This is a genomic window from Pseudomonas sp. FFUP_PS_473, assembly GCF_002858665.1.
In the GTDB taxonomy this organism is placed as follows: domain Bacteria; phylum Pseudomonadota; class Gammaproteobacteria; order Pseudomonadales; family Pseudomonadaceae; genus Aquipseudomonas; species Aquipseudomonas defluvii.
The window spans coordinates 15,145-40,381 of record NZ_PJQQ01000013.1 but is presented as its reverse complement, the minus strand read 5'-3'; the positions used below and the strand labels follow the sequence as shown (position 1 = coordinate 40,381).

The following is a 25,237-nucleotide window of genomic DNA, read 5'->3' as shown; positions in this document are numbered from 1 at the left end:
ACTTTCGGAATCGCCCTACATCAATCCCAAAGCATCTTTGCTAGCGTTCGGCGCTTTGCGGTCAGCGCCCCGCTGACAAGCACAGCCCCTCAACAACAAGGAGCGCATGGAATGAGCGCCGAAAAGAAAGCCTATGTCTGCCAGTTGGCCGAAGCCGACCGTGCCGCCAGGACTCATCCCCATGTCGACATCAACAGCCCCGTCGAGCTTTGCCAAGCCTCGCAGCCTGAGATCTTCGTCGTTCCGGTGCGCTATGCCCTGGCCGAAGAGTGGGCCCGCCACCCGTGCTGTGATCCTGGGGTTGTGCCGCAAAGCCATGCCATGGCGGCGCGCCGGCTGCGTTGCGGTTACCTCTACCTGTGGCACCACGAAGGCCCGCTCAAGCGCTATGCGGTGGCCGACAACGGCCTGCTGCTGGAACAGGCACTCCACGACGCGCCTGGCCGTGTGGCCAGCGGCACCCGCGTCGGCCTGGCGCTAGATAAACACCACGACGCCTGGATGAGCTTCACCGAACACCCCATCGGGCCTGAACAGTGTGCCCGGCTCAGTGAACGCAAGGTGCGCGACCGGCACATGCGTCACGTGGACCTGCGGCAGGTGGCCGACACCCTGCAGGCGCCGCATTGCCCGCCCTGGGAACACGCCGACCAGGTGCTCGCCGAGCTACTGCCCGAGAGTTATCTGCGGGCATTGGCCATTGAGCATCAGCGCACGGAGTACGCGCAGCATGCCGAAATCCTCGGCGATCAGATGATCGCGGCACCCACACCGGCCAGCATCAAGGCCTACACCGATGCCATGTACCACAACCAGGAGCGGGCCAAGGCGGCGGAGCAGTACGCCGAAGTGAGCGCCGACACCCCGCCCACCGGTGAATGGAGCGCCGAGCGCTGGGACGCCCTGCAGGTCAAGGACTGGCTGGCGACCATCCACGCTCAGGCCCGGGCCCTGTACCGCGTGTTCGCCTGCCTGGACGATGAGCTGGGCGTGCTGCGCGACATCAACCATGAGCAGGAGCAGGTGCAAACCCGCCATGAGCAGTGGACCCAGGACAACACCCTGCGCCTGAGCGTGGGGGGCTTTGTCCGCAGCCTGATCACCGAGGATGCCGCGGAAGTGGCGGGCCGGCTGCGTTACGTTTACCACAAGAGCAACGACGGCGGCCCGGGCCGTGAAATCGAGTTCAGCACCGAGCAGGGCGACATCCTGCTCAAGGCTCACCGGCGCCTCGATGAGCTGCTCAAGGAAGAGCAACTGATCGAACAACAACGCGGGCACACCTACAGCTCCCGGCAGGCGGATGAAAAACTCTGGGCGCTGCGCGAGCAAATCGCCGAGGCCACCGCCCCGGTGCGCGCCTTCATTCCGATTGACCTGTACAACGAGGTCGAAGCCCTGGTTGGTCAGTACCGCGCTGAAAAAGTCACCCACCTCACGGAGCGGGCGGGTGCCCGGGTCGAGGAATACATCGACCTGCCGGCCCTGAACACCTGGCTCGACCACACCGCACCGGCCCACTATGCGCAGGTCAACGAGCGCCATGCGCTGCTGTATGCCGACCGTGACCTGTATTTAAAGCGTCACCACCGTGCGACCTGGTGGGTCGATTATGACGACAGCGGCACCCGCGCCTGGCTCGACCGCCTGGCCACCGCCTGCCTCAGTGCCCAGTGCCTGCACGATAAAGGCGCCGAACAATATGCCGACTATGTCCGCAGCCCCGACCCCGGTGTACTGCGCCAGCTGTTCTTCGCCTGGAGCCCAACCCTGGAAGCGGCGTTGAACAGCGCCACGCGCCACAACGAGATCCTCGGCGCCCTGGCCCAGGAAAACCGCGGCAACGCCTATGAAGCCCTGGCCAAGGCCCTGGCGCCGCTGAGCCGGGCAGTCCTGGATGATATCGGCGCGCGGGCCAGCAACCCGCACGGCGAGTGGAACACCCTGGTCAAACGCCTCGGCGCGGCCTTGCTGCGGCTCAGGGGCGAGGAAGCCATGGCCCTGAGCCCGACCTGGAACAGCCTGCTGGTGGCGATCAAGCTGGGCACGGGGGCCGGGGCGCGCTGGGGCATCGAAGCTGGCAAACCGGTACTGCGCCTGTTTGGTGACTCGGCCGAGGAACTGTGGCGCTGGGCCCAGTCGACCGGGCGGGCCATTGGCCTGGGGCAACCGGCGGGCATCTTCAACAGCAAGGTGGTGCAAAACAGCGGCGGCTTGATTGCCCTGATGGTGCTCCTGCTCAACAGCTGGAATGCCAATAGTCACCTGAGCCAGGCCAGTGCGCTGGAGGGGATGGACAAGCAGCGGATCAACGACACGATTTCCGCGACGCTGTATGCCGGGGCGGCGTTGACGGCGGTGGTGGATATGCAGATTCGGAAGGGGTTGGGGGTAAAAGAAGTTTCAGCAAAGCTTCCTAATAATATCTGGGCAAGCGCACCTGTATTGACGTTGTTTGGTGGTGTTATTGGTGGGTTGTCATTTTATGCAGCATTTAAAGAATTCAGCTCACTACAAACGCAACTGGAAAACTCCCACAACTCTATAGATCCATGGCTGGACATGCGCCACTCCGTCGTTGGCGCTCAAGTGGCGGTTTTCGGCACCCAAGCATTACTCGGTGTAGCCTATACCGCCAGGGCTATCGCTGGTGTCATGACCGTCGATGCCGCAATTGCGGGTTTTTCACTCTGGATGGGGCCGGTCGCGATCCTGATCGCCGGGCTGGGGGTGCTGTACCTGATCGCCTGGTTTTTCCAGCAAAAGCCCTTGCAGGCCTTTCTCGCCAACTGCTGCTGGTCCAAACGGCGGGCGCGCGACCTGGGGCCCGTTTCGCCCGAAGCGCAGCAGCAGGAGTTCGCCCAGTTGTACCGCATCCTGTACGCGCCGAAGGTCAGTGTTGAGGTGCTCAACACGCTGACCTATTCAGCCCATCCCTACATTAAACGCAGCCTGTCGGTCATCAGAAGCCTGACACTCGACCTGCCGGGTGCGGAACCCCACAGTACCTACCTGGCGCTGGCCATGATCGGTGACCCGGTCGATCGCGATACCTGGGATATGCAACTGGAGATGAACCCGCTCAGCACCGTGGCACCGCCGCGCTTATGGTGCGATGTCGGTAAGTACTGGCTGGCGGAAAGCCGGTGCAGTTGGATACCCCACCAAGAGGGGCAAGGCCTGCGTTTGCACGGTGAGTTTCGCCTGTCGAACAACCTCAGTTCGCACCCCGCCAACGTCTCGCTGCGCGTGTACTACCGGACACCACTGATCTCGCTGCTCGGCGAGGGCGCCTTTGTCGGCGGTGAACGGGGCAAGGCCTTTACCATCACCCATAAAGATGGCGTCATCAGCCTGCGTGACGATCCCACTCCCGGTTTGGACAGTGCCCGGCATTACCTGTTGAGTGACCAGCAGCAATGTTCGCGCTACCTGCAGCCGACGTGGCGAAAATGAGTAGACCCGCAGCCGGTACAACCCAAAAGCGCCTGTTCTCACAACGTGACTACCTGGCCCCCCTGCCGATCCCGACGGGTGAACCACCGGCAGATGTGCTCAACACCATCTGGCGCAAGAATGAGGTGTTTCTCGATATTGGGAGCTACAGCATTGGATCAGGGGTGATGGTCATATGGCCCCTTGCGATGATGTTTCTGATTATGGGGTATTACTCTTGGGATGATGACCTCTGGTACATCTTCGCTATTGGAGCAGGACTCATCGTTGGTGTTCCATCATTTATCTTGATCCACGGCCTGTTCCGCCCAGTCCCCTTGCCCTTGCGCTTCAACCGCCAGCGCCGCGAGGTCTGCGTCCCTCGCGAAGACGGCGAATACTGGATTGTGCCGTGGGAATCGGTGACCGCAGCAGCTGTCCAGCATTCGACCGTCAGCCAAGGGGGCCGAATGGAAATGGGGCTGTTATTCATCGGCTTTGACAACCCCGATCCCGATGCACAGGAAGGCAACCAGCACTTCAGCCTGGGTTTTAACTGTGGCGGCGGTACCACGGCGATGGCCTTGTGGGAGTGCATGCGCAGTTATATGGAAATCGGGCCGCAGGCGCTACCTGAAGCCAACGACTTTGACGGTGCCCGCGCAAGGCTGAAAGGGCGAAACGTCTTCTGGGGCGAATGTTGTAATTACGTGGATGGCATTCGCGAGTATGCCGTCACTGGGCGCATGCACAAGGCACTATGGCTGGTGTTTGCCCTGTTCGTGTTCGGCGCGCCTTTGGCCTTCATGCTGCAAACCTGGAAGCTCTCTCCACCCCCCGACCTGCCTTACCCCGAAATCAGCGAATGGTCAAAACCCCTGCCACCCGAACAGTGGGCCAAGCGCTCTCCTGAACTGGAAGCTGCCATCGCTGAACGTGAGGCGGAGCTGGCGGCATCGGCACACGCCGGTCAGGCGCGCTAGCTGCCAGGTTCGGACGCAGCGGAGGCTTCAGGCGTGGTCGGTAAAGGTATCCGCCAAAACCTGATTGCGCGGCACGCCGGCCAGGAACAGTCGACGGGCGAACTGCTCCACGCTGGTCGGCGCGCCACAAATCAACGCCAGGGTTTGCCGTGACGGAGGGCGCAATGCCGCCAGCGCAGCGGGTAACTGCTCTGGGGTGATCAATTCCACCTGCAGTAATGGATGTTCCCGCGCCAGCGCCTGCAACGGCGCCGCCAGGTAGTGCGTGTGCGGGTCGGGCGCCAGGTGCAAGAGCCGAATCGTCCCGCGGTGGCCCTGACGCAAGGCTTCGCGCAAGATGCCCCAGAGCGGCGCCAAGCCCGTGCCGGCGGCCAGCAGCCATAGCGGGCGCTCTTGCCAGTCGGCGTCATAGTGCAGCGCCCCGCCACGCAATTCCCCCAGGCGCAGCATTTCACCCACGTGCAGTTGTCGAGCCGCATCGCAAAACAGCCCAGGCCGACGACAGTCGATATGAAACTCCAGAAAGCCCTCTTCGCCCGGCAGGCTCGCCAACGAGTAGGGCCGGGCAACACCTGCGGCCGTCCACAACACCAGGTGCTGGCCGGCTTGGTAACGCAACGGTTTAAGCGGCACAACACGCAGGCGCAACACCTCAGGGGCGAGCCAGTCGAGTGCCACGATTTCAGCGGGCACACCATCCTCAAGAGGATCAAAGCGCGCAATGCGCAGGTCCTGGTCCACCCGACACTGGCAGGCCAACCGCCAGCCGTCCTGACGCTTTTCCTCGGCCAGCGCAGTAGGATTGGTATCGGTCGGCACACCTTCCAGGCAGCGCACCAGGCAGGCATGGCAACTGCCGGCCCGGCAGCTGTAGGGGATGGCCATACCGGCGTCATTCAAGGCATCAAGCAAGTTGCTACCGGCCGCCACAGTCCAGCAGTGCTCCCCTACATGCAGTTCAGGCATCGGCATACTCCCAAGCCGGCAGGCAACGATTGCGACCGCCATGCTTGGCACGATAGAGGGCTTGGTCGGCGCGGTGCAAGGCCGCGTCCAGATCATCATCTTTGGTGAGCAAGGTCATGCCCGCCGACAAGCTCAAATGCGAGCCTGGCAACACGACTGCTGCCAGCTCAGCCTCGGCAAAGGCTCGGCGCAGGCGCTCGCAACACACCGACAGTTGCTGGGCACTGCAGTGGGGCAGGAGCAACACAAACTCTTCGCCGCCGTAACGCGCCACAATGTCGGTTTCACGCAAACACGCCCGGGCAATATGGGCAAATGCCTGAAGGACCTGGTCGCCGACCGCATGCCCGTACACATCGTTGATACGCTTGAAATGATCAAGGTCGATCAGCGCCAGCCCATGTTGGCCACCCGCCTCCATGCGACCCAGCTCCTGCTCGGCCAGACGCAGAAAATGTCGGCGATTGAACAGACCGGTCAGCTCGTCAGTGGCCACCAACGCCTCCAGTTGACGCATCATGCCGCGCAAGGTGTCCTGATGGGCTTGAAGGGCGAAGCGATGCTTGCGTATGCGTTGCCGCGAGGCTTGTACATAGCGGGCATAGAGGCACAACCAGACCAGCACCACGAGCAACGCACTGCCTTGCAGCAACGCAAGCGATGGGTTGGCCATCCGGCCGGTGAAGCCCTCCCAGCCATTGAGGACAAGGAAGCAGCCAAACACCAGCGCGGCGCAGCGGACAAATGCACAACCACGCAAATGGAACAGGCCAAACATCAGAATCAATGGATAGACCACCATGAAGGTTCCGCGCGCCTGCCCCAGGTGGGCCAACAACCAGGTCAACCCGATCAACGCCAGGACGATTTGCAGCTCGGTAAGGCTCGGGTCCTTGAAGCGCAAGTTGATCCCGCTGAGAAAAACCAGGCCCAGTAGCACTTGGGTCAACAGCATCAAGCCACTGCCTGCCACCAACAACCCCGGTGGCGCAAGGAAATGGCCGCACAGAAATGCCACCCAGGCCAGCACCACAACCAGCGAGTAGGTGCTGACAGCCAGAAGGAAACGCTTGATGAGAAGCTTCTGCAGCGCTGTTTCGGTCACAAATGACTCACCGTGCTGCCATTGATGGCGACAAGTTGAAAGATGGCTAGGTGCCACTTTAGGCGCTGAACACAACAATTGCCATGTTTGCACTGACGTACCACGCAAAATCGATGCCTGTCTGCTGCCGACCTTTGTTGCACGACACAAACGTGTATCGACTGCCGATGCACGCTATACTGCGGCGCCTTTTTTGCGTCGCCAGCTCCAGTCGGCGCGCCTTGAAAGTCGTTTCGACAGCCCGTTTGCGTCGAAACTCCTTATTGAATGTTCCCGTCTTTAAGAGGAGCGCGCTGCATGACCGTGATCAAGCAAGACGACCTGATTCAGAGCGTTGCCGACGCCCTGCAGTTCATTTCCTATTACCACCCCGTGGACTTCATCCAGGCGATGCACGAGGCCTACCTGCGCGAAGAGTCGCCGGCAGCCCGTGACTCCATCGCCCAGATCCTGATCAACTCGCGCATGTGCGCCACAGGTCACCGGCCAATTTGCCAGGACACCGGCATCGTCACCGTATTTGTGCGCGTCGGTATGGACGTGCGCTGGGATGGCGCCACCATGAGCCTGGACGACATGATCAACGAAGGCGTCCGTCGCGCCTACAACCTGCCGGAGAACGTCCTGCGTGCTTCGATCCTGGCCGACCCGGCTGGCGCTCGCAAGAACACCAAGGACAACACCCCGGCGGTGATTCACTACTCCATCGTTCCCGGCAACACCGTGGAAGTGGATGTGGCAGCCAAGGGCGGCGGCTCCGAGAACAAATCGAAGATGGCCATGCTCAACCCGTCCGACTCGATCGTTGACTGGGTGCTGAAGACCGTTCCGACCATGGGTGCTGGCTGGTGCCCACCTGGCATGCTCGGCATTGGCATCGGCGGTACCGCCGAGAAAGCTGCGGTCATGGCCAAGGAAGTACTGATGGAGTCCATCGACATCCATGAGCTCAAAGCCCGCGGCCCGCAGAACCGTATCGAGGAACTGCGCCTGGAACTGTTCGAGAAGGTCAACCAACTGGGCATCGGTGCCCAGGGCCTGGGCGGCCTGACCACTGTACTCGACGTCAAGATCATGGATTACCCGACCCACGCCGCGTCGCTGCCGGTGTGCATGATCCCGAACTGCGCCGCAACCCGTCACGCGCACTTCGTGCTCGATGGCTCGGGCCCGGCAGAGCTGGAAGCGCCGTCGCTGGACGCCTACCCGGAAATCGTCTGGGAAGCCGGCCCATCGGCTCGCCGTGTCGACCTCGACACCCTGACCCCGGAAGACGTTCAAAGCTGGAAGCCGGGCGAAACCATCCTGCTCAACGGCAAGATGCTCACCGGTCGCGACGCTGCGCACAAGCGCATGGTCGAGATGCTGAACAAGGGTGAGGCGCTGCCAGTAGACCTCAAGGGCCGTTTCATCTACTACGTAGGCCCAGTCGACCCGGTTGGTGACGAAGTCGTTGGCCCAGCCGGCCCGACCACCGCGACGCGGATGGACAAGTTCACCCGTCAGATCCTTGAGCAAACCGGCCTGTTGGGCATGATCGGCAAGTCCGAGCGCGGCCCGACTGCAATCGAGGCGATCAAGGACAACAAGGCTGTCTACCTGATGGCGGTCGGTGGCGCGGCTTACCTGGTCGCCCAGGCGATCAAGAAGTCCAAGGTGCTGGCCTTCGCCGAACTGGGCATGGAAGCGATCTACGAGTTCGAGGTCAAGGACATGCCTGTTACCGTTGCGGTCGACAGCAAAGGTGAGTCGGTTCACATCACCGGTCCAGCGATCTGGCAACACAAGATCGCCGAGAGCCTGGCAGTAGAAGTGAAGTAAGCTGCACGGCGATGAGGCCCAGCCGGGTCTCATCGCCGCAGTGTTTTATCCCACGACGCGCAACGACACCGGCTGCGCTAGCTGACGCTGGCTCAGGTAACGAATGCAGCTCACCCGCAGGAACGAGGCGAAATTCACGACCTCGCCGCGGTAGGCCATCACTTCTTCATACAACTTCGTGATCAACTGGTTGACGGTCATTCCATCGACCTCGGCGATCTCCTGCAACACATCCCAACACTGGTTCTCAAGCCGCACCGTGGTCACGACCCCGCGAATGCGCAAAGAGCGGCTGCGCGACTCATACAGGATGGGATCGGCCTTCACGTAGAGCTCGCACATACCGCCTCCTTCAGAGTGTGATCCGGGTGCCGAGCAAGCCCAGGAAACCGGCCAGCCACGCCGGGTGTGCCGGCCACGCAGGCGCCGTGGCCAGGTTGCCCTGAACATGGGCCTGAGTCACTTCGATGTCGACATACTGACCACCCGCCAAGCGCACTTCCGGTGCACACGCCGGGTAGGCGCTGCACTCGCGGCCTGACAGTACGCCCGCAGCGGCGAGCAGTTGGGCGCCGTGGCAGACGGCAGCAATCGGCTTGCCCGCCTGATCGATAGCCTTGACCAGTTGCAACACCTGCTCATTCAGGCGCAGGTACTCCGGTGCCCGCCCACCCGGAATCACCAGTGCGTCGTAGTCTTCGGCACGTACCTTGGCGAAGTCGAAATTCAGGGCAAAATTATGCCCCGGCTTCTCGCTATAGGTCTGGTCACCCTCAAAATCATGGATTGCCGTGCGTACCGTCTGCCCCGCAGCCTTGCCCGGACACACGGCGTGCACGGTATGGCCGACCATCGATAATGCCTGGAAGGGCACCATCACTTCATAATCTTCGACGTAATCGCCGACCAGCATCAGGATTTTCTTCGCGGCCATTTCGCTGACTCCTTGGGCACAGGGGGAAAGTTCTCCATCACAATAGCCCTCCCCAGCCAACGGCGGGTAATAGTCTGGTACTACAGCGACAGTCGTTCAGTCGCGCCGATGCAACAGGTTGACCACCAGACGATCCAGCCAGCCCCACATCCGCTGCTGAACCCGCTTCCACCAGGGCCGGGCGTGCCAATGCTCGAGGTCAATGACCGTGCTCTGGGCGAAGTCTCGCTCGAAGCTGGCGGCCACTGCGGCGGTCAACGGCGGGTCAAGCGCCTCAAGGTTGGCTTCGAGGTTGAAATGCAGGTTCCAATGGTCAAAATTGCACGAGCCGATGCTCACCCAATCGTCAATCAGCACCATTTTCAAATGCAGGAAGCAGGGCTGGTACTCAAAGATCTTCACCCCGGCACGCAACAGCCGGGGGTAATAGCGATGGCCGGCATAGCGCACCGACGGATGATCGGTACGCGGCCCCGTCAATAGCAGGCGCACATCGACGCCCCGTGAAGCTGCCCGACGCAATGAACGACGCACTTTCCAGGTCGGCAGAAAATAAGGTGTCGCCAACCAGACCCGACGCTGCCCAGTGTTCAGTGCACGCACCAGCGACTGCAGGATATCGCGGTGCTGCCGGGCATCGGCATAAGCCACACGCCCCTGCCCTTTGCCCTCTGGCGGTACCCGAGGCACCCGTGGCAAACCAAAATGAGTCGGTGGGCGCCAGGCCGTGCGGCGCAAGTTGGCTCGCCACTGCCGGTCGAACAGCATCTGCCAGTCCGCCAGCAGCGGCCCGCGCATCTCGACCATGACCTCATGCCACTCGCTGACCTCTTCACCTGGGGTCCAGAATTGATCCGTGACACCCGTACCGCCGACGACCGCCCAAGACTGATCCACCAGCAGCAACTTGCGGTGATCGCGGTACAGGTTGCGCACACCACGGCGCCAGCTCAGCCGGTTGTAAAAGCGTAACTCGACACCGGCCGCCAGCAGCCGCTGGCGCAAGCTCAGCGTAAACGCCAACGATCCGTAAGCATCGAACAGGCAGCGTACGTGCACACCACGCTCGGCAGCCTGAACCAGCGCCGACACCATCGCCTCGGCGCAGGCACCGGCCTCCACCAGGTAGAGCTCCAGGTCTACCTGATACTGGGCACGAACGATGGCGGTGAGCATCCGGGGGAAAAATTCGGGGCCGTCGATCAGTAACTCGAACTGGTTACCCCCACGCCAGGGAAAGACCGCCCCGGCCATCTCAGCGCGCCGTGAAAATCAGCACCGCGCCCACCGGAACCGACAGGCTGATGGACTGCAGCCCGGCGACCTTGCGCAAGGCATCCAGGCCCGGTGCCAGGTCGAACTCTTCAGCCCGCAGCATCAGCGGCTCAAGCGTTACCACCTGAAAGCGCCGCTCATCAAGCCGAGTCGCCAGCAGTTGAGCACTGTAACTATGCTCCTTGCCATGCAGGCTGACCGTCACCGGCAAACGCAACTCCAACTGAGCACCATTGGCCAGGTCATTGATCGGACGCAGGTCAAGCTGGGCACGAATCAGTGCATCGGGGAAACGGGCGACCTCGAACAGGTCTTTGCGCATGCGCTCATCACGCAGTGGTATGCCGCTATTGACCGAGTCCATCTCGATCTGCAACTCAGCCGCGCCTTTGCTATCGACCTTGCCATGCAACACCAGGAAACGATGGACTTCGGTGACATCACCATTCTTGTTGGTAATAAACGACAGCCGCGACGACTCGTTGTCCAGGTACCAATTAGCCTGGGCCGGCAAGGCCAATACTGCGAGCAGAGCGAAGAACAGACGGGACGATTTGAACATGTGAAATCCATAGGCACAGTAGCCGCCAACCTTACCTGCACACCCTCATGGCAGCAAGCGACAGCCCTGCCTCGGCCCTTCCCACGCGGCACGATTGCTACGCCCCAACCCTGTAGCGCTGACCAAGTGCAAGGACGGCTCATCGCGCAGCGTACTCAATGGCAGGTACTGCTGAACATATCCACGGCAATACTCGGCAGGAAATGCCATCACGTATCGGCAGGAGCAGTACTCCTTGGCAGAGTAGGCACTCAGCACACCAGGAAACGCCAGCAAGGCCTCCCGCTCCCAACCGGCCCAGGCGCACGCACTAATCAGCAGCACCAGTAACACACGTTTCATGGTTGTTCTCCCGCGAAGGCCGCGAGGGCCCGCTTGAGGAGTTCGTTATGTTGATAACGCCCATCGCGATCATCCGCGTAGCGCACGATCACCAGTTTCTGAGCGGGCAACACGTAGAGTGCCTGACCCCAATGCCCCAAGGCGGCAAACGTCTCGGCGGGCGCATCCGGCCAGGGCCTGGTGCTGCCTGCGACGGGCGTATTCAACCACCAGTGGCCACCGGGTGTTGCTTCGCCCGGCGCTGCGCTCGCCGTTGTAAACGGCCGGCGGTTGAACGCCACCCATTCAGGCGGCAGCAACGGCTGCCCTTGCCAGCGCCCATCACGCAACATCAGCAAACCAATGCGGGCCAGGTCACGGGCGTTCAGGTACAGGTAAGAGGAGCCGACCAACGTACCGCTGGCATCCCGTTCCCAGGTTGCCTGAGTGATCCCCAACGGCTGGAACAGGGCTTGCCAGGCATAATCCTCACTATCGACCATGCCACGCAGCGCCGCCGCCAACAGGTTACTGTCGCCGCTGGAGTAGAGAAAACGCTCACCGGGGCCGACAACACGTGCCCGGCTGGCGGCGTAGGCGGCCATATCCGCGCGCCCTCGGGTATAGAGCATGGCCACGACCGAAGAATTGAGCGGCGCGTACTCATAGTCCTCTTGCCACGCAAGGCCGCTGGCCCAGTGCAGCAGGTCCGCAATGCGCACCTCCGGGTGAGCCTGCATCGGCGCGTAATAACGCGCCACTGGATCTTGCAGGCTGAAACGCCCCTGGCCGTAGGCAACGCCGAGCACCGTCGCCAGCACGCTCTTGCTGATCGACCAGGTCAAATGGCGTGTCTGTGCTGACGTCGGCGCCACGTAGCGCTCATACACGATGCGCCCGTCCTGGACGACCAGCAAGGCATCCGTGCGTACGCCCTCACGGCCTTGACTGCCACGCGGCGCAAACGCGTACGCCTCCAGAGCCTGCAATGCGGGGCCTGCCGGCGGGCTTGTCGAAGCCCAGTCCGAATCGGGCCAGATCTCTGCTGCACGGCCCTCCAGCGCAAACACGCTCAATGCAATGATCAGCAGCACAGCCTTGCCCATGGCCGGACCTCACGACAGTCGATCCGCCCCAGACTACTCCGGCTCTATGACAATCCCGCAGCGGCGCAGGCCTTGGCCAGGCGCTTGGCACGTGCAGCACTGGCGATATCAAGAACGCCCTGATCGCGCTGCCAGAGGCTGGCCCACTGCCCATTGCTGGCCAGCAACGCACGGTTGATCTCCTCCCGCAAGCCCGCGAACTGGGCAAACAGCCCGCCCAGTAGCAGGTGACAAGCCACCGTATCCGCACACAGCCGACTGCCCTCGGCACAGCCGGCAAGCAGACTGATCAGGCGTAGTTGCAGGCTCTGCGGCCATCCGCTGACCTGGCCAACGCCATACAGCCAGGCACACAGAGCGCTGAGCACATAGAGGTCTTCGAGGGTGCGAAAGGGTTTGACATAGGCATCCCAGCCATCCCCGGCCAGACGCTCGCACAGCGCCTGCTCAAGGTGCAGCCGGGCATGCCCGACTTCTGGCATCAACGGTAGCGCTGGCAAAGGCTCCAAGCGGACGCCTGGCTCGCCGGGGTACACCACGGCCAGGCTCAAGCGCGGTGATTGCCCCTCGGCCTCGCTGCGGGCGGCCACCAACAGCCAGTCGGCATCCAGCCCGGCGGTGACAAAATCCTTGCTGCCACTCAGGCGCAGTTCATCAAGCCGGGTTTGCATGTCGGCCGGGCGCACACTGCGTCGCTCGCTGGCACACAGGGCACCAAGGCTCTGCGGTGCACTGGGCCAGAGCACCCGCAACGCGGCCTGATAACCAAGCAAGAAGGCCAAGCCCGGGGTCGGCATCGACCGTCCACCCAGGATTGCCAACTCGAACGGGCTGCAGGTGCCAAGCCGCTCGAGCAACACACTGTAAGTCTCACCCAACGTCGCCAACAGCGGTTGAGACGGCATGTGGTTGAGTCGTTCCAGCCAGACCATTGAGGGACTCCTTAGAAGGCTGTCATAGAAGCATCACCAATCATTCACCGAGGTGACACCACGTCTACCTAGGCTGACTTTGCACAACAAAGTCGACCGGCCGCAACCCCATGGCTGGCTTATGGAGACTCGCAATGACTCAGATCGCTCGCTCTGGCGACAACAGCACTGAACGCCGTCTGCAAGCCGAACGTCTGGTCGGCCCAGAGGCCCTGCAAGAAGCACAGGCCCTGCGCTTCAACGTGTTCAGCAGTGAATTCAAGGCCAAGCTAAACGGTGCAGAACACGGCCTGGACATGGATGACTACGACCCTCACTGTCAGCATATCGGTGTACGCGACCTGACCAGCGGGCGCCTGGTGGCCACCACCCGACTGCTTGACCATCAGGCAGCCAGTACGCTGGGCCGCTTTTACAGTGAAGAAGAATTCAGCCTGCACGGCCTCGGCCATCTGCATGGCCCGATCCTGGAACTGGGTCGAACCTGCGTCGACCCGGCCTACCGCAATGGCGGCACCATCGCCGTACTGTGGAGCGAGTTGGCTGAAGTGCTCAACGAAGGCAACTACAGCTACCTGATGGGTTGCGCCAGTATTCCCATGCAGGATGGTGGCGTTCAGGCCCATGCCATCATGCAGCGCCTGCGCGAGCGCTACCTGTGTAACGAGCACCTGCGCGCAGAGCCGAAAACGCCACTGCCGAACCTGGCCCTGCCAGGCAATGTCATCGCCGAAATGCCGCCGCTACTCAAGGCCTATATGCGCCTGGGGGCTAAGATCTGTGGCGAACCCTGCTGGGACGAGGCGTTTCAGGTCGCCGACGTGTTCATCCTGCTCAAGCGCGACAACCTCTGCCCGCGCTACGCTCGCCACTTCAAGGCGGCCGTCTGATGCGGCGCCTGCGCGTCCAGGGACGCGTTCTGCGCCTGTTGCTGGTGGTTCTGCTCGGGCTGAGCATGGCAAGCCTGTTCAGCCTTTACGAACGCCTTCGCCTGAATCCCTCGCTACAGCGCCGGCAACGCTGGTCGCAGCTGTTCATGCGCCAGTTGAGCAATGCCCTGCCCTTCAAGGTCACGGTGGTGGGCAATCTGCCGCAACAACCCATGCTGTGGGTGAGTAATCATGTGTCTTGGACGGACATTCCGTTGCTCGGCATGATCACGCCACTGGCGTTCCTGTCCAAGGCCGAAGTACGCACCTGGCCTGTAGCCGGTTGGCTGGCGCACAAGGCGGGCACACTGTTCATCCGTCGCGGAGGCGGCGACAGCCAACTGCTGCGCAAGCAGATCAGCCAGCACCTGCAACAACAGTGCGACCTGCTGATATTCCCGGAAGGCACCACCACCGATGGGCGCAGCCTGCGCACGTTTCACGGCCGTTTGTTGGCCAGCGCCATCGATACCGGCGTGCCAGTGCAACCGGTCGCCTTGCGCTACCTGCGCAATGGCGAAGCAGACGCCATCGCCCCCTTTATCGGCGATGATGACCTGCTCTCGCACCTGCTGCGCCTGTTCAGCCATGAACGCGCCGAGGTCGAGATTCACCTGCTTGAGCCCATCGCCAGCCATGATCAGGAGCGCGCCGTACTGGCCCTGAACGCTCAGCAGGCCGTGCATCGCGCGCTGTACGGTCAGCCCCCAGAGGCCATGCCGCAACGGCGGGCCAAAGCGGCTTAACGCAGGGCTTTCTGTGCGAAGGCCTGCAACTGCGGGTAGAACAGCCGAAAGTCTTCCTGCAAAGGCTCGTACAACGCTTGCACCTCCTCCCAGGCACCGTCGAGCCCCTCGGGGCGCGACAGCCGTCGGGAAATGCCCTTGAGCACGCGCTCCAGCACCGCGAACTCACGGTATGAACCCAGCCAGTCGTCAGCCGCCATGTAAGGGGCTATCTGCGCCAGGCGACCCGGCAACACCGGCTGCTCGGCCAGCACCCGATAGACCCGGTGAGTAAACTGCGTCAACGGCTGATCGGCATAATCCAGCCAGTCCCGGGCCAGGCAATGGTCGAAGAACACATCAAGAATGATCCCCGCATAGCGCCGACGCTCGCGTGGAAACCGTCCCAGCGCCTCGTGCACCACGGGGTGACTGTCAGTGAATACATCGATCTGTCGGTGCAGACGGATAGCCGCTTCCAGCGACAGCGAAAAGCGACCGTCCAGCGGCCCTTTGACGAAGTCGCCATACAGGCTGCCGAGCAATTGCTCGGGCTGCTGGCCGCCAAGATGGAGATGTGCAAGGTAGTTCATGCGCGCAGTTTAGCACCTGGCCTGCACATATCGTTATAACCCGATATATCGATTTACGCAGTGCTAAGAACCTCTTCATATTTGTATATCGCGAAATACCGATTTATATTTCGCCGCATCGCGATATACCGTTACCCCTCATGAGCCACCACAATGACCCTTGATCTCGACGAAATAATAAAAGCCCTGGCCCACCCAGTACGGCGAGAAATCCTCAACTGGCTGAAAGACCCACACGTACAGTTTCCCGATCAGCAGCACAGTACCGAATACGGTGTCTGCGCAGGGCAGATCGATCAACGCTGCGGCTTGTCGCAGTCAACCGTGTCGGCGCACCTGGCAACCCTACAACGCGCCGGGCTGATCAGCAGCCAGAAGATCGGGCAGTGGCATTTCTTCAAACGCAATGAGGACACCATTCAGGCGTTCCTCAAGCAAATGAGCCAAGAGCTCTGACAAGGACCCTCGCATGCCGCTTCCCTTACTGATACTGGCGCTGAGCGCGTTTGCTATCGGCACCACCGAATTCGTCATCATGGGCCTGCTGCCCGATGTCGCTGCCGACCTGGGCGTCTCGATTCCAGGCGCCGGCTGGCTGGTCACCGGCTACGCCCTGGGCGTGGCAATCGGCGCACCGTTCATGGCCCTGGCCACCGCCAGGTTGCCGCGCAAGGCAGCCCTGGTTGCACTGATGGGTATTTTCATCATCGGTAACCTGCTGTGCGCACTGGCCAGTGATTACAACGTGCTGATGTTCGCCCGTGTGGTCACCGCCCTTTGCCATGGTGCGTTCTTTGGTATCGGCTCGGTAGTGGCGGCGAACCTTGTACCGGCCAATCGTCGTGCGTCGGCTGTGGCCTTGATGTTTACCGGCCTGACACTGGCCAACGTCCTCGGCGTGCCCCTGGGCACAGCGTTGGGCCAGGTCGCGGGCTGGCGCTCGACCTTCTGGGCCGTGACCCTGATCGGTGTCGTCGCCTTGTTTGGCCTGATCCGCTTCTTGCCCAACAAGCATGATGAAGAACAACTCGACATGCGCTCGGAAATGGCAGCGCTCAAAGGTGCGGGTATCTGGCTGTCGCTGTCGATGACCGTACTGTTCTCCGCGTCGATGTTTGCCCTCTTCACCTACGTCGCACCGCTGCTCGGTGATGTCACCGGCGTCAGCCCGCGAGGCGTGACCTGGACCCTGCTGCTGATCGGCCTGGGCCTGACCGTAGGCAATGTTCTGGGCGGCAAACTGGCTGATCGCCGTTTGGCGGCCACCCTCGTGGGCGTGTTTGCAACCATGGCGCTGATCAGCACGGCGCTGTCCTGGACCAGCACCGCCTTGATCCCTGCCGAAATCACCCTGTTTCTCTGGGCCACCGCCGCTTTCGCCGCCGTACCGGCCTTGCAGGTCAACGTAGTGAGCTTCGGCAAGGCCGCGCCAAACCTGGTATCGACCCTGAACATCGGCGCCTTCAACCTGGGCAATGCGCTCGGCGCCTGGGTCGGTGGCACGGTCATCGACCAAGGCCTGGGGCTGACCCGTGTGCCGCTGGCTGCTGCCGCACTGGCGGTTATGGCCCTGATCGTCACCCTGATTACTTTCCGCCAGAACGGCGACAACGCCGAACTGGCACCTGCCACCCACTGATTGCAACGAGGTCTACGTAAATGACGACGCTTTTCGACCCCATTACCCTCGGCGATCTGCAATTGCCGAACCGTATCATCATGGCTCCGCTGACCCGCTGCCGGGCGGACGAAGGCCGCGTACCCAATGCGCTGATGGCGGAGTACTACGTGCAGCGGGCCAGCGCCGGGCTGATCCTCAGTGAAGCCACCTCAGTGACGCCCATGGGCGTCGGCTACCCGGACACCCCCGGTATCTGGTCCAATGATCAGGTCCGTGGCTGGACCCAAATCACCAAGGCCGTGCATGCGGCCGGCGGTCGGATCTTCCTGCAGCTGTGGCATGTAGGACGCATTTCCCACCCCAGCTACCTGAATGGTGAAGCACCGGTGGCACCGAGCGCCATTCAACCCAAAGGCCATGTCAGCCTGGTACGGCCAATCAGCGAGTTTCCGACCCCTCGAGCGCTGGAGACCGCAGAGATTGCCGACATCATCGAGGCCTATCGTACCGGTGCCGAGAATGCCAAGGCGGCAGGCTTCGACGGCGTCGAGATCCATGGTGCGAATGGCTACCTGCTCGACCAGTTCCTGCAGAGCAGCACCAACCAGCGTACCGACCAGTACGGCGGCTCACTGGAAAACCGCGCACGGTTGATGCTGGAAGTCACCGATGCAGTGATCGAGGTCTGGGGGGCAGAACGTGTCGGCATGCACCTGGCGCCACGCGCCGATGCCCATGACATGGGCGACGCGAACCGTGCCGAAACCTTCACCTATGTCGCCCGCGAGCTGGGCAAACGGGGTATCGCCTTCATTTGCTCACGGGAAAAAGAGGCTGATGACAGCATCGGCCCGTTGATCAAAGCCGCGTTCGGTGGTCCTTACATCGTCAATGAGCGCTTTGACAAAGCCTCTGCCAGCGCAGCCTTGGCCAACGGCAAGGCAGATGCAGTGGCCTTTGGCATTCCATTCATTGCCAACCCGGACCTGCCCGCGCGCCTGAAAGCCGATGCACCGTGGAATGAACCGCACCCGGAAACCTTCTATGGCAAGGGCCCGGTCGGGTACATCGACTACCCACGGATGTAGTTAACAATACGGAAGCTGCCTGCGATCAAGGCACCCCGCGCCCCAGCAGCGGCAACCGCCCACACAAGGGCAAGGGGCGCAGGCAGATGATCCGTTCAACCGCGGCCTCAAGGCCGCGCGTTGATCTGCTGCTGCAGGTTCTGTATCTGGCTTTGCAGCGTATTGATGTTCCGTGTCACCTGGCCACGGAAGGCATCGAATTCAGCCGTAGACGCCCCCGCGCCTGCACTCGCTGCCGGGCGGTGTTCCTGCTCGCTCTTGAGCACAATCAAGTCTTGCTCCAAACGTTCGATCGCCGCGTTTGGATTACCTTGCTTCTTCAGCGCCGCGACTTCAGCCGACAAGCCCTTGAGCTGAGCATCGAGCTTGTCAGACTCGGCCTGCGCAGCCTTCAAGGCAGCCAATTCGGCCGTAACCGCCTTGAGCTGGGCTTGCACCTGGGCATTGGCTGCCTGCTGCTCACTGGCCTGTGCCAGTGCCTGCTCCAGACGCTTGCCCAAATCACCCTGCTGACCGGCGACACCCTGCTGCTGCTTGTGTTGCTCAGCCAGACTGGCCTGCAGTTGCTTGATCTGCAACTTCAGCGCTTCGCTGCCAGTGGTCACGCTGGACTCACTGGCAGCGACCTTGCCACTGATCGCCTGCAGGCGCCCCGCTGCATCTTCGCTGATACGCGCAAAACTCTCCTGGGTGGCAACCAGCTGCTGCTCCATCAATGAGATTTGCTGGAAACTCCACCAGCCGAGCCCGGCAAGCGTAATGAAGGACGCCCCCAGCAACGCCCAGAGCGGGCCTGTTGCACCGCCCTTGCGGGCAGGCTGACGCACACCGGCGTGCGGCTGAGCAGCCGGCGTGAAGTCGTCGTGATCACGCGCCTCGGCCCTCAGGCTTGGGACATCATCGAAATCGTCATGGGCATCGTTACGCATGGGTACCTTCAACCGCCGTGATAGCAAATGAGCATTAGTATAAACCGCCCGAGGGCCGCACTGATCGACCACCTGCGAACCGATCGGTTCAGTGGCCGATGTGCTGTGCTTTCCACCAACCACAAAATTCATCCAGCGCCGTCCAAAGGCTGACCGTCGGACGGTAGTCAAGCAAATGCCTGGCTCGGCTGATGTCCAGCGTGAAGTCCTTGTTCATGACCTGCATGCCCAGGCGTGACAGGGTCGGCTGTGGGCGACCAGGCCATAGCAGGCAAGCCCCTTCATTCAACGCCGCCAGGCTGTATGCCAGGCCGAACGAGCGGTAGCGTGTCACCTGCGGCACCTGCATCTGCCGCATGACATAATTGATCACGTCCCAGATGGGCAGCGGCTGCCCGTTGCTGATGTTGTACGCCTTGCCCAGCGCCTCATCACCAACATGCAAGGCGCTGAACAACGCCTCGTTGAGGTTCTGCACACTGGTGAAATCGACCTTGTTCAGGCCATTGCCCACAATGGCCAGGCGCCCCTTGCGCTGCATCTGCAGCAGCCGCGGGAAAATGCTGACGTCCCCGGCACCGGTGACAAAGCGCGGACGCAGGGCCAGTACCTCGAGGCCAAACTCTTGCGCCCCGAAGACCTTTTGCTCAGCAAGAAACTTGGTACTCGCATAATGATCATGGAAGCGTCGAGGCACCTGATCTTCGGTGATCCCCATGTGCGACCGACCATCGAAGTAAATCGACGGGGATGACAGGTGCACCAGGCGTCGGACATGCTCCTTCAGACAGGCTTCAACGACGTTCTCGGTGACCACCACATTGCCCTGATGGAAGTCTTGATAGCGCCCCCAGTGCCCCACTGCACCCGCACAATGCACAACGGCATCGACACCTTGGCACAAGCGCCGGGCCAGTTCAGGATCACCCAGATCGCCAGCAATGAACTGCGCACCACGACGTACCAAGTGCTCAACACCCTCAGCGCGTCGGCCGTTGACCCTGACATCCAGGCCTTGCTCAAGCGCATGGCGCGCAAAGCGCCCGCCAATAAAGCCGCTTGCGCCGGTGACCAGAATTCGCATGAACCACTCCGCTTAGAAATATCTCAGATGCTGCAGACGCGAGTCGCGCCTACAACGGCACCAGCCACTGCCGGCTTGTCGTCGCAAGATGCTCAGTCAGTTGCCCAAGCAATTGCCCGCCGTTGCGCCAATGATGCCAGTACAACGGCACATCGATAGGGGTATCAGGAAGTATTTCTACCAGACGACCCGATGCAAGCTGTTCGCGCACCTGCAACTCGGGCACCAGCCCCCAGCCAAGACCGGCCTCGGTCATCCGTAGAAACCCCTCCGAGGACGGGCACAAGTGGTGCATAAACCCCTCCTGGACCCCCAGCGACGCCAGGTAGCGGTGCTGCAGGAAATCGTCCGGGCCAAACACCAATGCAGGCGTGCGTGATAACCGCGTGACCTCAAAGCCATTGGCAAAATGACGCGCCATGAACGCCGGGCTCGCCAACGCCCGGTAACGCATGGCACCCAACAACAAGCTGCGTGCACCGGCCACCGGCCGCTCGCTGCCACATAGGCAGGCGGCCACTTCACCCGCCCGCATGCGCTTGAGCCCGACGTCCTGATCTTCCACCACCATGTCCAGCAACAAGCGTTGCTCAGCACAGAACTCACCCACTGCTGCCGCCCACCAGGTCGCCAGGCTGTCGGCATTCAAAGCAATACGCAGACGCTCGGGCATGCCCTCCTCGTCCAATGCTGGTACCTGCCGTTGCAGATCGCGCTCCAACAGCCGCACCTGCTGTACGTGGTTGAGTAGACGCCGACCGATCTCGGTCGGGCCCGGCGGTGTGGCCCTGATCAGCACCGGCTGGCCCACCCGGGCCTCAAGCAACTTGATCCGCTGCGAGATGGCCGACTGCGATAAACCCAGCACCTGCGCGGCACGCTCAAAGCCCGCCTGTTCGACCACCGCAGCAAGGGCCGAGAGCAATTTGTAATCGAACATTATTTTTCCTAATGCCAGATCAGCTTTATTTGTTTTTCTTATACAGCTGTTTTGCCCAGAATCACCAGCATCTTCTTTATATCTGCTGCGTGGCCTGACGAGGGGCAACGGCAGTCGTCTGTGGAGCTCTTCCTATGTGGCAAAGTTATCTAAACGGCTTGTTGGTCGCCTTTGGCCTGATCATGGCGATCGGCGCCCAGAACGCCTTCGTTCTCGCCCAAAGCCTGCGCCGTGAACATCACCTGCCGGTGGCCATGCTGTGCGTTTTGTGTGACGCAATCCTGGTGGCCGCAGGCGTCTTCGGCCTGGCGACGGTGCTGGCCCAGAACCCCACGCTGCTGGCAATCGCCCGTTGGGGCGGCGCGGTCTTCCTGATCTGGTACGCCAGCAAAGCGCTGATACGTGCCTGTTCGCAGCAAAGCCTGCAACACGCCGAAGGCCAAGGACAACGCTCGCGCCAGGCAGTACTGCTCAGCGCCCTGGCTGTCACCCTGCTCAACCCACATGTGTACCTGGACACCGTGCTGTTGATTGGCTCGCTCGGCGCTCAGCAAACCATGCCCGGCGCCTACGTGGCCGGTGCGGCCAGTGCCTCGGCACTGTGGTTTTTTACCCTCGCACTGGGCGCCGCCTGGCTCGCGCCCTGGTTGGCCCGGCCGAATACCTGGCGGATGCTCGACCTCATGGTGGCGGTCATGATGTTTGCGGTGGCCGCTCAACTGATCCTGGGCTGAGACAACATCGCTTAAAACCGGAAGAAGGCTCTGGAACCTCTTTCCCACACACTTGTTGCGTGGTTAAGCCTGGGGTCCGGTGCTATGATCCGGACCCTGCGTCGCAAAGAGTACAGACTCGCCGATGCACTTCCGGCCGCCCGTGATCGGCCTTGCGCTCACCGCAACAGACCTGATTAGGAGAATCACCATGGCTTTTGAACTGCCGCCGCTGCCTTACGCCCACGACGCCCTGCAGCCGCACATCTCCAAGGAAACCCTGGAGTTCCACCACGACAAGCACCACAACACCTACGTCGTGAACCTGAACAACCTGGTGCCTGGCACCGAGTTCGAAGGCAAGACCCTGGAAGAGATCGTCAAGACCTCTTCGGGCGGTATCTTCAACAACGCCGCTCAAGTCTGGAACCACACCTTCTACTGGAACTGCCTGGCACCAAACGCCGGCGGCCAGCCAACGGGCGCCCTGGCTGACGCCATCAACGCTGCGTTTGGCTCTTTCGACAAGTTCAAGGAAGAGTTCACCAAGACCTCCGTCGGCACCTTCGGTTCGGGCTGGGGCTGGCTGGTGAAGAAAGCTGACGGTTCCCTGGCGCTGGCCAGCACCATCGGCGCCGGCAACCCGCTGACCAACGGCGACACCCCGCTGCTGACCTGCGACGTCTGGGAGCACGCCTACTACATCGACTACCGTAACCTGCGTCCAAAGTACGTCGAGGCGTTCTGGAACCTGGTTAACTGGAAGTTCGTTGCCGAGCAGTTCGAAGGCAAAACCTTCACTGCCTGAATGCAACTGCTTTGAAAAAAACCCGGCCTGGCCGGGTTTTTTTTCGCACACTCTACCGCTCTGCGCGCTTGCCGTAGACCGATACCGCGCTAACATCAAGGCGTGGGAAAGTTGTCACCCCACACTAAAGTCGCAAGGCCTTACAACCGATACAGTGACACAAGGATCGCAAACCTCTGACGAAGTAACTCAGAAGATCGAGTAATACGTGTTGAAGGCCGATAGTGGATTGCCAAGATTGATGGCAAAATGATGCCATGCGCATGGATTAAGGAAACCCCATTGAAGCTGGAACTCAAGAACAGCTTATCGGTCAAGTTGCTCAGGGTGGTATTGCTCTCGGCGCTGGTCGTCGGTGTAGTACTTAGCTGCGCGCAGATCGTGTTCGACGCTTACAAGACGCGCCAGGCTGTCGCAACCGATGCCCAGCGTATCCTAGACATGTTCCGAGACCCCTCTACGCAGGCGGTCTATAGCCTCGATCGGGAAATGGGCATGCAGGTCATCGAAGGCCTGTTCCAGGACCAATCGGTGCGGATGGCGTCCATTGGCCATCCCAACGAAACCATGCTTGCAGAAAAGAATCGGCCATTGCAGGAACTGCAAACGCGCTGGTTGACCGACCTGATTCTGGGCCGGCAAAAGACCTTCAAGACACCGCTGATCGGTCGAGGCCCGTACAGTGAGTATTACGGCGACCTGAGCATTACCCTCGATACCGCTACCTACGGCCAGGACTTCATCGTCAGCTCGGTGATCATCTTCATTTCTGGCGTGCTACGCGCTCTGGCAATGGGCCTGGTGCTGTATTTGGTCTACCACTGGTTACTGACCAAACCGCTCTCAAAGATCATCAACCATCTCACCCAGATCAATCCGGACCGCCCAAGCCAACACAAATTGCCGCTGCTCAAGGGGCACGAAAAGAACGAACTGGGTGTATGGGTCAATACTGCCAACCAGTTGCTGGCCTCCATCGAACGCAATACCCACCTGCGTCACGAAGCCGAAAACAGTCTGCAGCGCATGGCTCAGTATGATTTTCTGACCGGGCTACCAAACCGCCAGCAGTTGCAGCAGCAACTGGACAAGATCCTGGTCGACGCTGGACGCCTGCAGCGTCGCGTGGCCGTACTGTGCGTTGGCCTGGATGACTTCAAGAGCATCAACGAACAGTTCAGCTACCAGACCGGTGACCAACTGCTGCTGGCCCTGGCCGACCGCCTGCGTGCGCACAGCGGCCGTCTGGGAGCCCTTGCCCGGCTCGGTGGTGACCAATTCGCACTGGTTCAGGCCGATATCGAGCAGCCGTACGAAGCCGCCGAGCTGGCGCAAAGCATACTCGATGATCTGGAAGCCCCTTTTGCACTGGACCACCAGGAAATTCGCCTGCGTGCGACCATCGGCATCACCTTGTTCCCGGAAGATGGCGACAGCACCGAGAAACTGCTGCAAAAGGCCGAGCAGACCATGACCCTGGCCAAAACCCGCTCACGCAACCGCTACCAGTTCTACATTGCCAGTGTCGACAGCGAGATGCGTCGCCGCCGCGAACTGGAAAAAGACCTGCGCGAGGCCCTGCCACGCAACCAGTTGTTCCTGGTCTACCAACCACAGATCAGCTATCGCGACCACCGGGTCGTCGGGGTTGAAGCGCTACTCCGCTGGCAGCACCCCGAACTGGGCATGGTACCGCCCGACCAGTTCATCCCGCTGGCCGAACAGAACGGCAATATCATCAGCATCGGTGAATGGGTGCTCGACCAGGCCTGCCGTCAGTTGCGCGAGTGGCATGACCAGGGCTTCAGCGAACTGCGCATGGCGGTCAACCTGTCCACCGTGCAACTGCACCACAATGAACTGCCACGGGTGGTCAACAACCTGCTGCAGATCTACCGCCTGCCGCCACGCAGCCTGGAGCTGGAAGTTACCGAAACCGGCCTGATGGAAGACATCAGCACCGCAGCGCAGCACCTGCTGAGCTTGCGCCGTTCGGGCGCGATGATTGCCATTGACGACTTCGGCACTGGCTACTCGTCGCTCAGTTACTTGAAGTCGCTGCCACTGGACAAGATCAAGATCGACAAGAGCTTCGTGCAAGACCTGTTCGAGGATGATGATGACGCCACCATCGTTCGGGCCATCATCCAGCTTGGCAAGAGCCTGGGCATGCAGGTCATCGCCGAAGGCGTTGAGACGGCCGAGCAGGAGGCCTACATCGTTGCCCAAGGCTGCCACGAAGGCCAAGGCTACCACTACAGCAAGCCGCTACCCGCTCGAGAGCTGACCACGTTCCTCAAACAGGCAAGCCGAAGTCAGGTTTCAATCCTCTGACGCGCACGCAAAACGCCAGCGACAAGCATTTGA

At 61.3% G+C, this 25,237-nt stretch carries 24 protein-coding genes; 11 read left to right on the top strand and 13 right to left on the bottom strand.

The window, feature by feature from the left end; all coding sequences use genetic code 11:
- The first annotated feature begins 111 nt into the window (after positions 1-111).
- Positions 112-3,456, top strand: a complete 3,345-nt coding sequence (locus tag CYD26_RS11085) for a toxin VasX (RefSeq protein ID WP_256588007.1) — start codon at positions 112-114, stop codon at positions 3,454-3,456.
- Positions 3,453-4,418, top strand: a complete 966-nt coding sequence (locus CYD26_RS11075) for a DUF6708 domain-containing protein (protein ID WP_102052666.1) — start codon at positions 3,453-3,455, stop codon at positions 4,416-4,418. The genes CYD26_RS11085 and CYD26_RS11075 overlap by 4 nt, the downstream gene beginning before the upstream one ends.
- A gap of 27 nt (positions 4,419-4,445) precedes the next feature.
- Here the strand turns inward: CYD26_RS11075 and CYD26_RS11070 are convergent, their stop codons facing one another.
- Positions 4,446-5,384 carry an iron-sulfur-binding ferredoxin reductase gene (locus CYD26_RS11070; RefSeq protein WP_102052621.1) on the bottom strand — a complete coding sequence of 313 codons (939 nt, stop codon included), beginning with the start codon at positions 5,382-5,384 and terminating at the stop codon, positions 4,446-4,448.
- A complete protein-coding gene (locus tag CYD26_RS11065) occupies positions 5,377-6,489 on the bottom strand; it encodes a diguanylate cyclase (RefSeq protein WP_065761050.1) in 1,113 nt (370 codons plus the stop codon). The genes CYD26_RS11070 and CYD26_RS11065 overlap by 8 nt, the downstream gene beginning before the upstream one ends.
- A 297-nt stretch (positions 6,490-6,786) precedes the next feature.
- Here CYD26_RS11065 and CYD26_RS11060 point away from each other — a divergent pair, with 297 nt between their 5' ends.
- Positions 6,787-8,310 (top strand): fumarate hydratase, encoded by a 1,524-nt coding sequence (locus CYD26_RS11060; protein ID WP_099775683.1) that lies wholly within the window; start codon positions 6,787-6,789, stop codon positions 8,308-8,310.
- Positions 8,311-8,355: 45 nt separating this feature from the next.
- On the opposite strand, the gene CYD26_RS11055 is transcribed toward CYD26_RS11060, so the two are convergent.
- From CYD26_RS11055 to CYD26_RS11025, 7 genes are all read right to left on the bottom strand, one after another.
- The gene (locus CYD26_RS11055) at positions 8,356-8,652 is read right to left on the bottom strand and encodes a ribbon-helix-helix domain-containing protein (protein ID WP_102052620.1); all 297 of its coding nucleotides are present in this window, start codon (positions 8,650-8,652) and stop codon (positions 8,356-8,358) included.
- A 10-nt stretch (positions 8,653-8,662) separates the two neighbouring features.
- Positions 8,663-9,244, bottom strand: a complete 582-nt coding sequence (locus tag CYD26_RS11050; protein WP_065761053.1) for a DJ-1/PfpI family protein — start codon at positions 9,242-9,244, stop codon at positions 8,663-8,665.
- Positions 9,245-9,340: 96 nt separating this feature from the next.
- Positions 9,341-10,498: a phosphatidylserine/phosphatidylglycerophosphate/cardiolipin synthase family protein gene (locus tag CYD26_RS11045; RefSeq protein WP_102052619.1), complete on the bottom strand. Its 1,158-nt coding sequence runs from the start codon at positions 10,496-10,498 to the stop codon at positions 9,341-9,343.
- 1 nt (position 10,499) lies between these two features.
- Complete coding sequence (locus CYD26_RS11040) at positions 10,500-11,081, bottom strand: YceI family protein (RefSeq protein ID WP_065761055.1); 582 nt, start codon at positions 11,079-11,081, stop codon at positions 10,500-10,502.
- A 45-nt stretch (positions 11,082-11,126) separates the two neighbouring features.
- The gene (locus CYD26_RS11035) at positions 11,127-11,423 is read right to left on the bottom strand and encodes an amidase (RefSeq protein ID WP_102052618.1); all 297 of its coding nucleotides are present in this window, start codon (positions 11,421-11,423) and stop codon (positions 11,127-11,129) included.
- Positions 11,420-12,508 carry a serine hydrolase gene (locus CYD26_RS11030; protein WP_102052617.1) on the bottom strand — a complete coding sequence of 363 codons (1,089 nt, stop codon included), beginning with the start codon at positions 12,506-12,508 and terminating at the stop codon, positions 11,420-11,422. The genes CYD26_RS11035 and CYD26_RS11030 overlap by 4 nt, the downstream gene beginning before the upstream one ends.
- A gap of 44 nt (positions 12,509-12,552) precedes the next feature.
- Positions 12,553-13,440 (bottom strand): acyl-CoA dehydrogenase, encoded by an 888-nt coding sequence (locus tag CYD26_RS11025; RefSeq protein WP_102052616.1) that lies wholly within the window; start codon positions 13,438-13,440, stop codon positions 12,553-12,555.
- Positions 13,441-13,574: 134 nt separating this feature from the next.
- Between CYD26_RS11025 and olsB the strand changes: the two genes are divergently transcribed.
- Positions 13,575-14,330: an L-ornithine N(alpha)-acyltransferase gene (olsB, locus tag CYD26_RS11020; RefSeq protein ID WP_065761059.1), complete on the top strand. Its 756-nt coding sequence runs from the start codon at positions 13,575-13,577 to the stop codon at positions 14,328-14,330.
- Positions 14,330-15,115 carry a 1-acyl-sn-glycerol-3-phosphate acyltransferase gene (locus tag CYD26_RS11015; protein WP_099775691.1) on the top strand — a complete coding sequence of 262 codons (786 nt, stop codon included), beginning with the start codon at positions 14,330-14,332 and terminating at the stop codon, positions 15,113-15,115. Before olsB ends, CYD26_RS11015 begins: the two co-directional genes overlap by 1 nt.
- Here CYD26_RS11015 and CYD26_RS11010 read toward each other — a convergent pair.
- Positions 15,112-15,687 (bottom strand): ACP phosphodiesterase, encoded by a 576-nt coding sequence (locus CYD26_RS11010; RefSeq protein ID WP_065761061.1) that lies wholly within the window; start codon positions 15,685-15,687, stop codon positions 15,112-15,114. The genes CYD26_RS11015 and CYD26_RS11010 overlap by 4 nt on opposite strands.
- A gap of 153 nt (positions 15,688-15,840) precedes the next feature.
- Between CYD26_RS11010 and CYD26_RS11005 the strand changes: the two genes are divergently transcribed.
- From CYD26_RS11005 to CYD26_RS10995, 3 genes are read left to right on the top strand one after another with little or no spacing between them, the layout of a single operon-like run.
- Positions 15,841-16,143, top strand: coding sequence for a helix-turn-helix transcriptional regulator (locus CYD26_RS11005; RefSeq protein WP_065761062.1), 303 nt, complete (start codon positions 15,841-15,843; stop codon positions 16,141-16,143).
- A 13-nt stretch (positions 16,144-16,156) separates the two neighbouring features.
- On the top strand, positions 16,157-17,326 hold the full coding sequence (locus CYD26_RS11000; RefSeq protein ID WP_065761063.1) for an MFS transporter: 1,170 nt from the start codon (positions 16,157-16,159) through the stop codon (positions 17,324-17,326).
- A gap of 20 nt (positions 17,327-17,346) precedes the next feature.
- A complete protein-coding gene (locus tag CYD26_RS10995) occupies positions 17,347-18,396 on the top strand; it encodes an alkene reductase (RefSeq protein WP_065761064.1) in 1,050 nt (349 codons plus the stop codon).
- 107 nt (positions 18,397-18,503) lie between these two features.
- Here CYD26_RS10995 and CYD26_RS10990 read toward each other — a convergent pair whose 3' ends face one another.
- From CYD26_RS10990 to CYD26_RS10980, 3 genes are all read right to left on the bottom strand, one after another.
- On the bottom strand, positions 18,504-19,325 hold the full coding sequence (locus CYD26_RS10990) for an ATPase (protein ID WP_102052615.1): 822 nt from the start codon (positions 19,323-19,325) through the stop codon (positions 18,504-18,506).
- 88 nt (positions 19,326-19,413) lie between these two features.
- Positions 19,414-20,409: an NAD(P)-dependent oxidoreductase gene (locus tag CYD26_RS10985; RefSeq protein WP_065761066.1), complete on the bottom strand. Its 996-nt coding sequence runs from the start codon at positions 20,407-20,409 to the stop codon at positions 19,414-19,416.
- A 49-nt stretch (positions 20,410-20,458) separates the two neighbouring features.
- Positions 20,459-21,349: a LysR family transcriptional regulator ArgP gene (locus tag CYD26_RS10980; protein ID WP_099775696.1), complete on the bottom strand. Its 891-nt coding sequence runs from the start codon at positions 21,347-21,349 to the stop codon at positions 20,459-20,461.
- Positions 21,350-21,483: 134 nt separating this feature from the next.
- Here CYD26_RS10980 and CYD26_RS10975 point away from each other — a divergent pair, with 134 nt between their 5' ends.
- The 3 genes from CYD26_RS10975 to CYD26_RS10965 all read left to right on the top strand — a co-directional run bounded on the left by CYD26_RS10975 (position 21,484) and on the right by CYD26_RS10965 (position 25,204).
- The gene (locus tag CYD26_RS10975) at positions 21,484-22,083 is read left to right on the top strand and encodes a LysE/ArgO family amino acid transporter (protein WP_065761068.1); all 600 of its coding nucleotides are present in this window, start codon (positions 21,484-21,486) and stop codon (positions 22,081-22,083) included.
- A gap of 190 nt (positions 22,084-22,273) precedes the next feature.
- Positions 22,274-22,870, top strand: a complete 597-nt coding sequence (locus CYD26_RS10970) for a superoxide dismutase (protein ID WP_065761069.1) — start codon at positions 22,274-22,276, stop codon at positions 22,868-22,870.
- Positions 22,871-23,152: 282 nt separating this feature from the next.
- A complete protein-coding gene (locus CYD26_RS10965; protein ID WP_065758951.1) occupies positions 23,153-25,204 on the top strand; it encodes a bifunctional diguanylate cyclase/phosphodiesterase in 2,052 nt (683 codons plus the stop codon).
- The last annotated feature ends 33 nt before the right edge of the window (positions 25,205-25,237 follow it).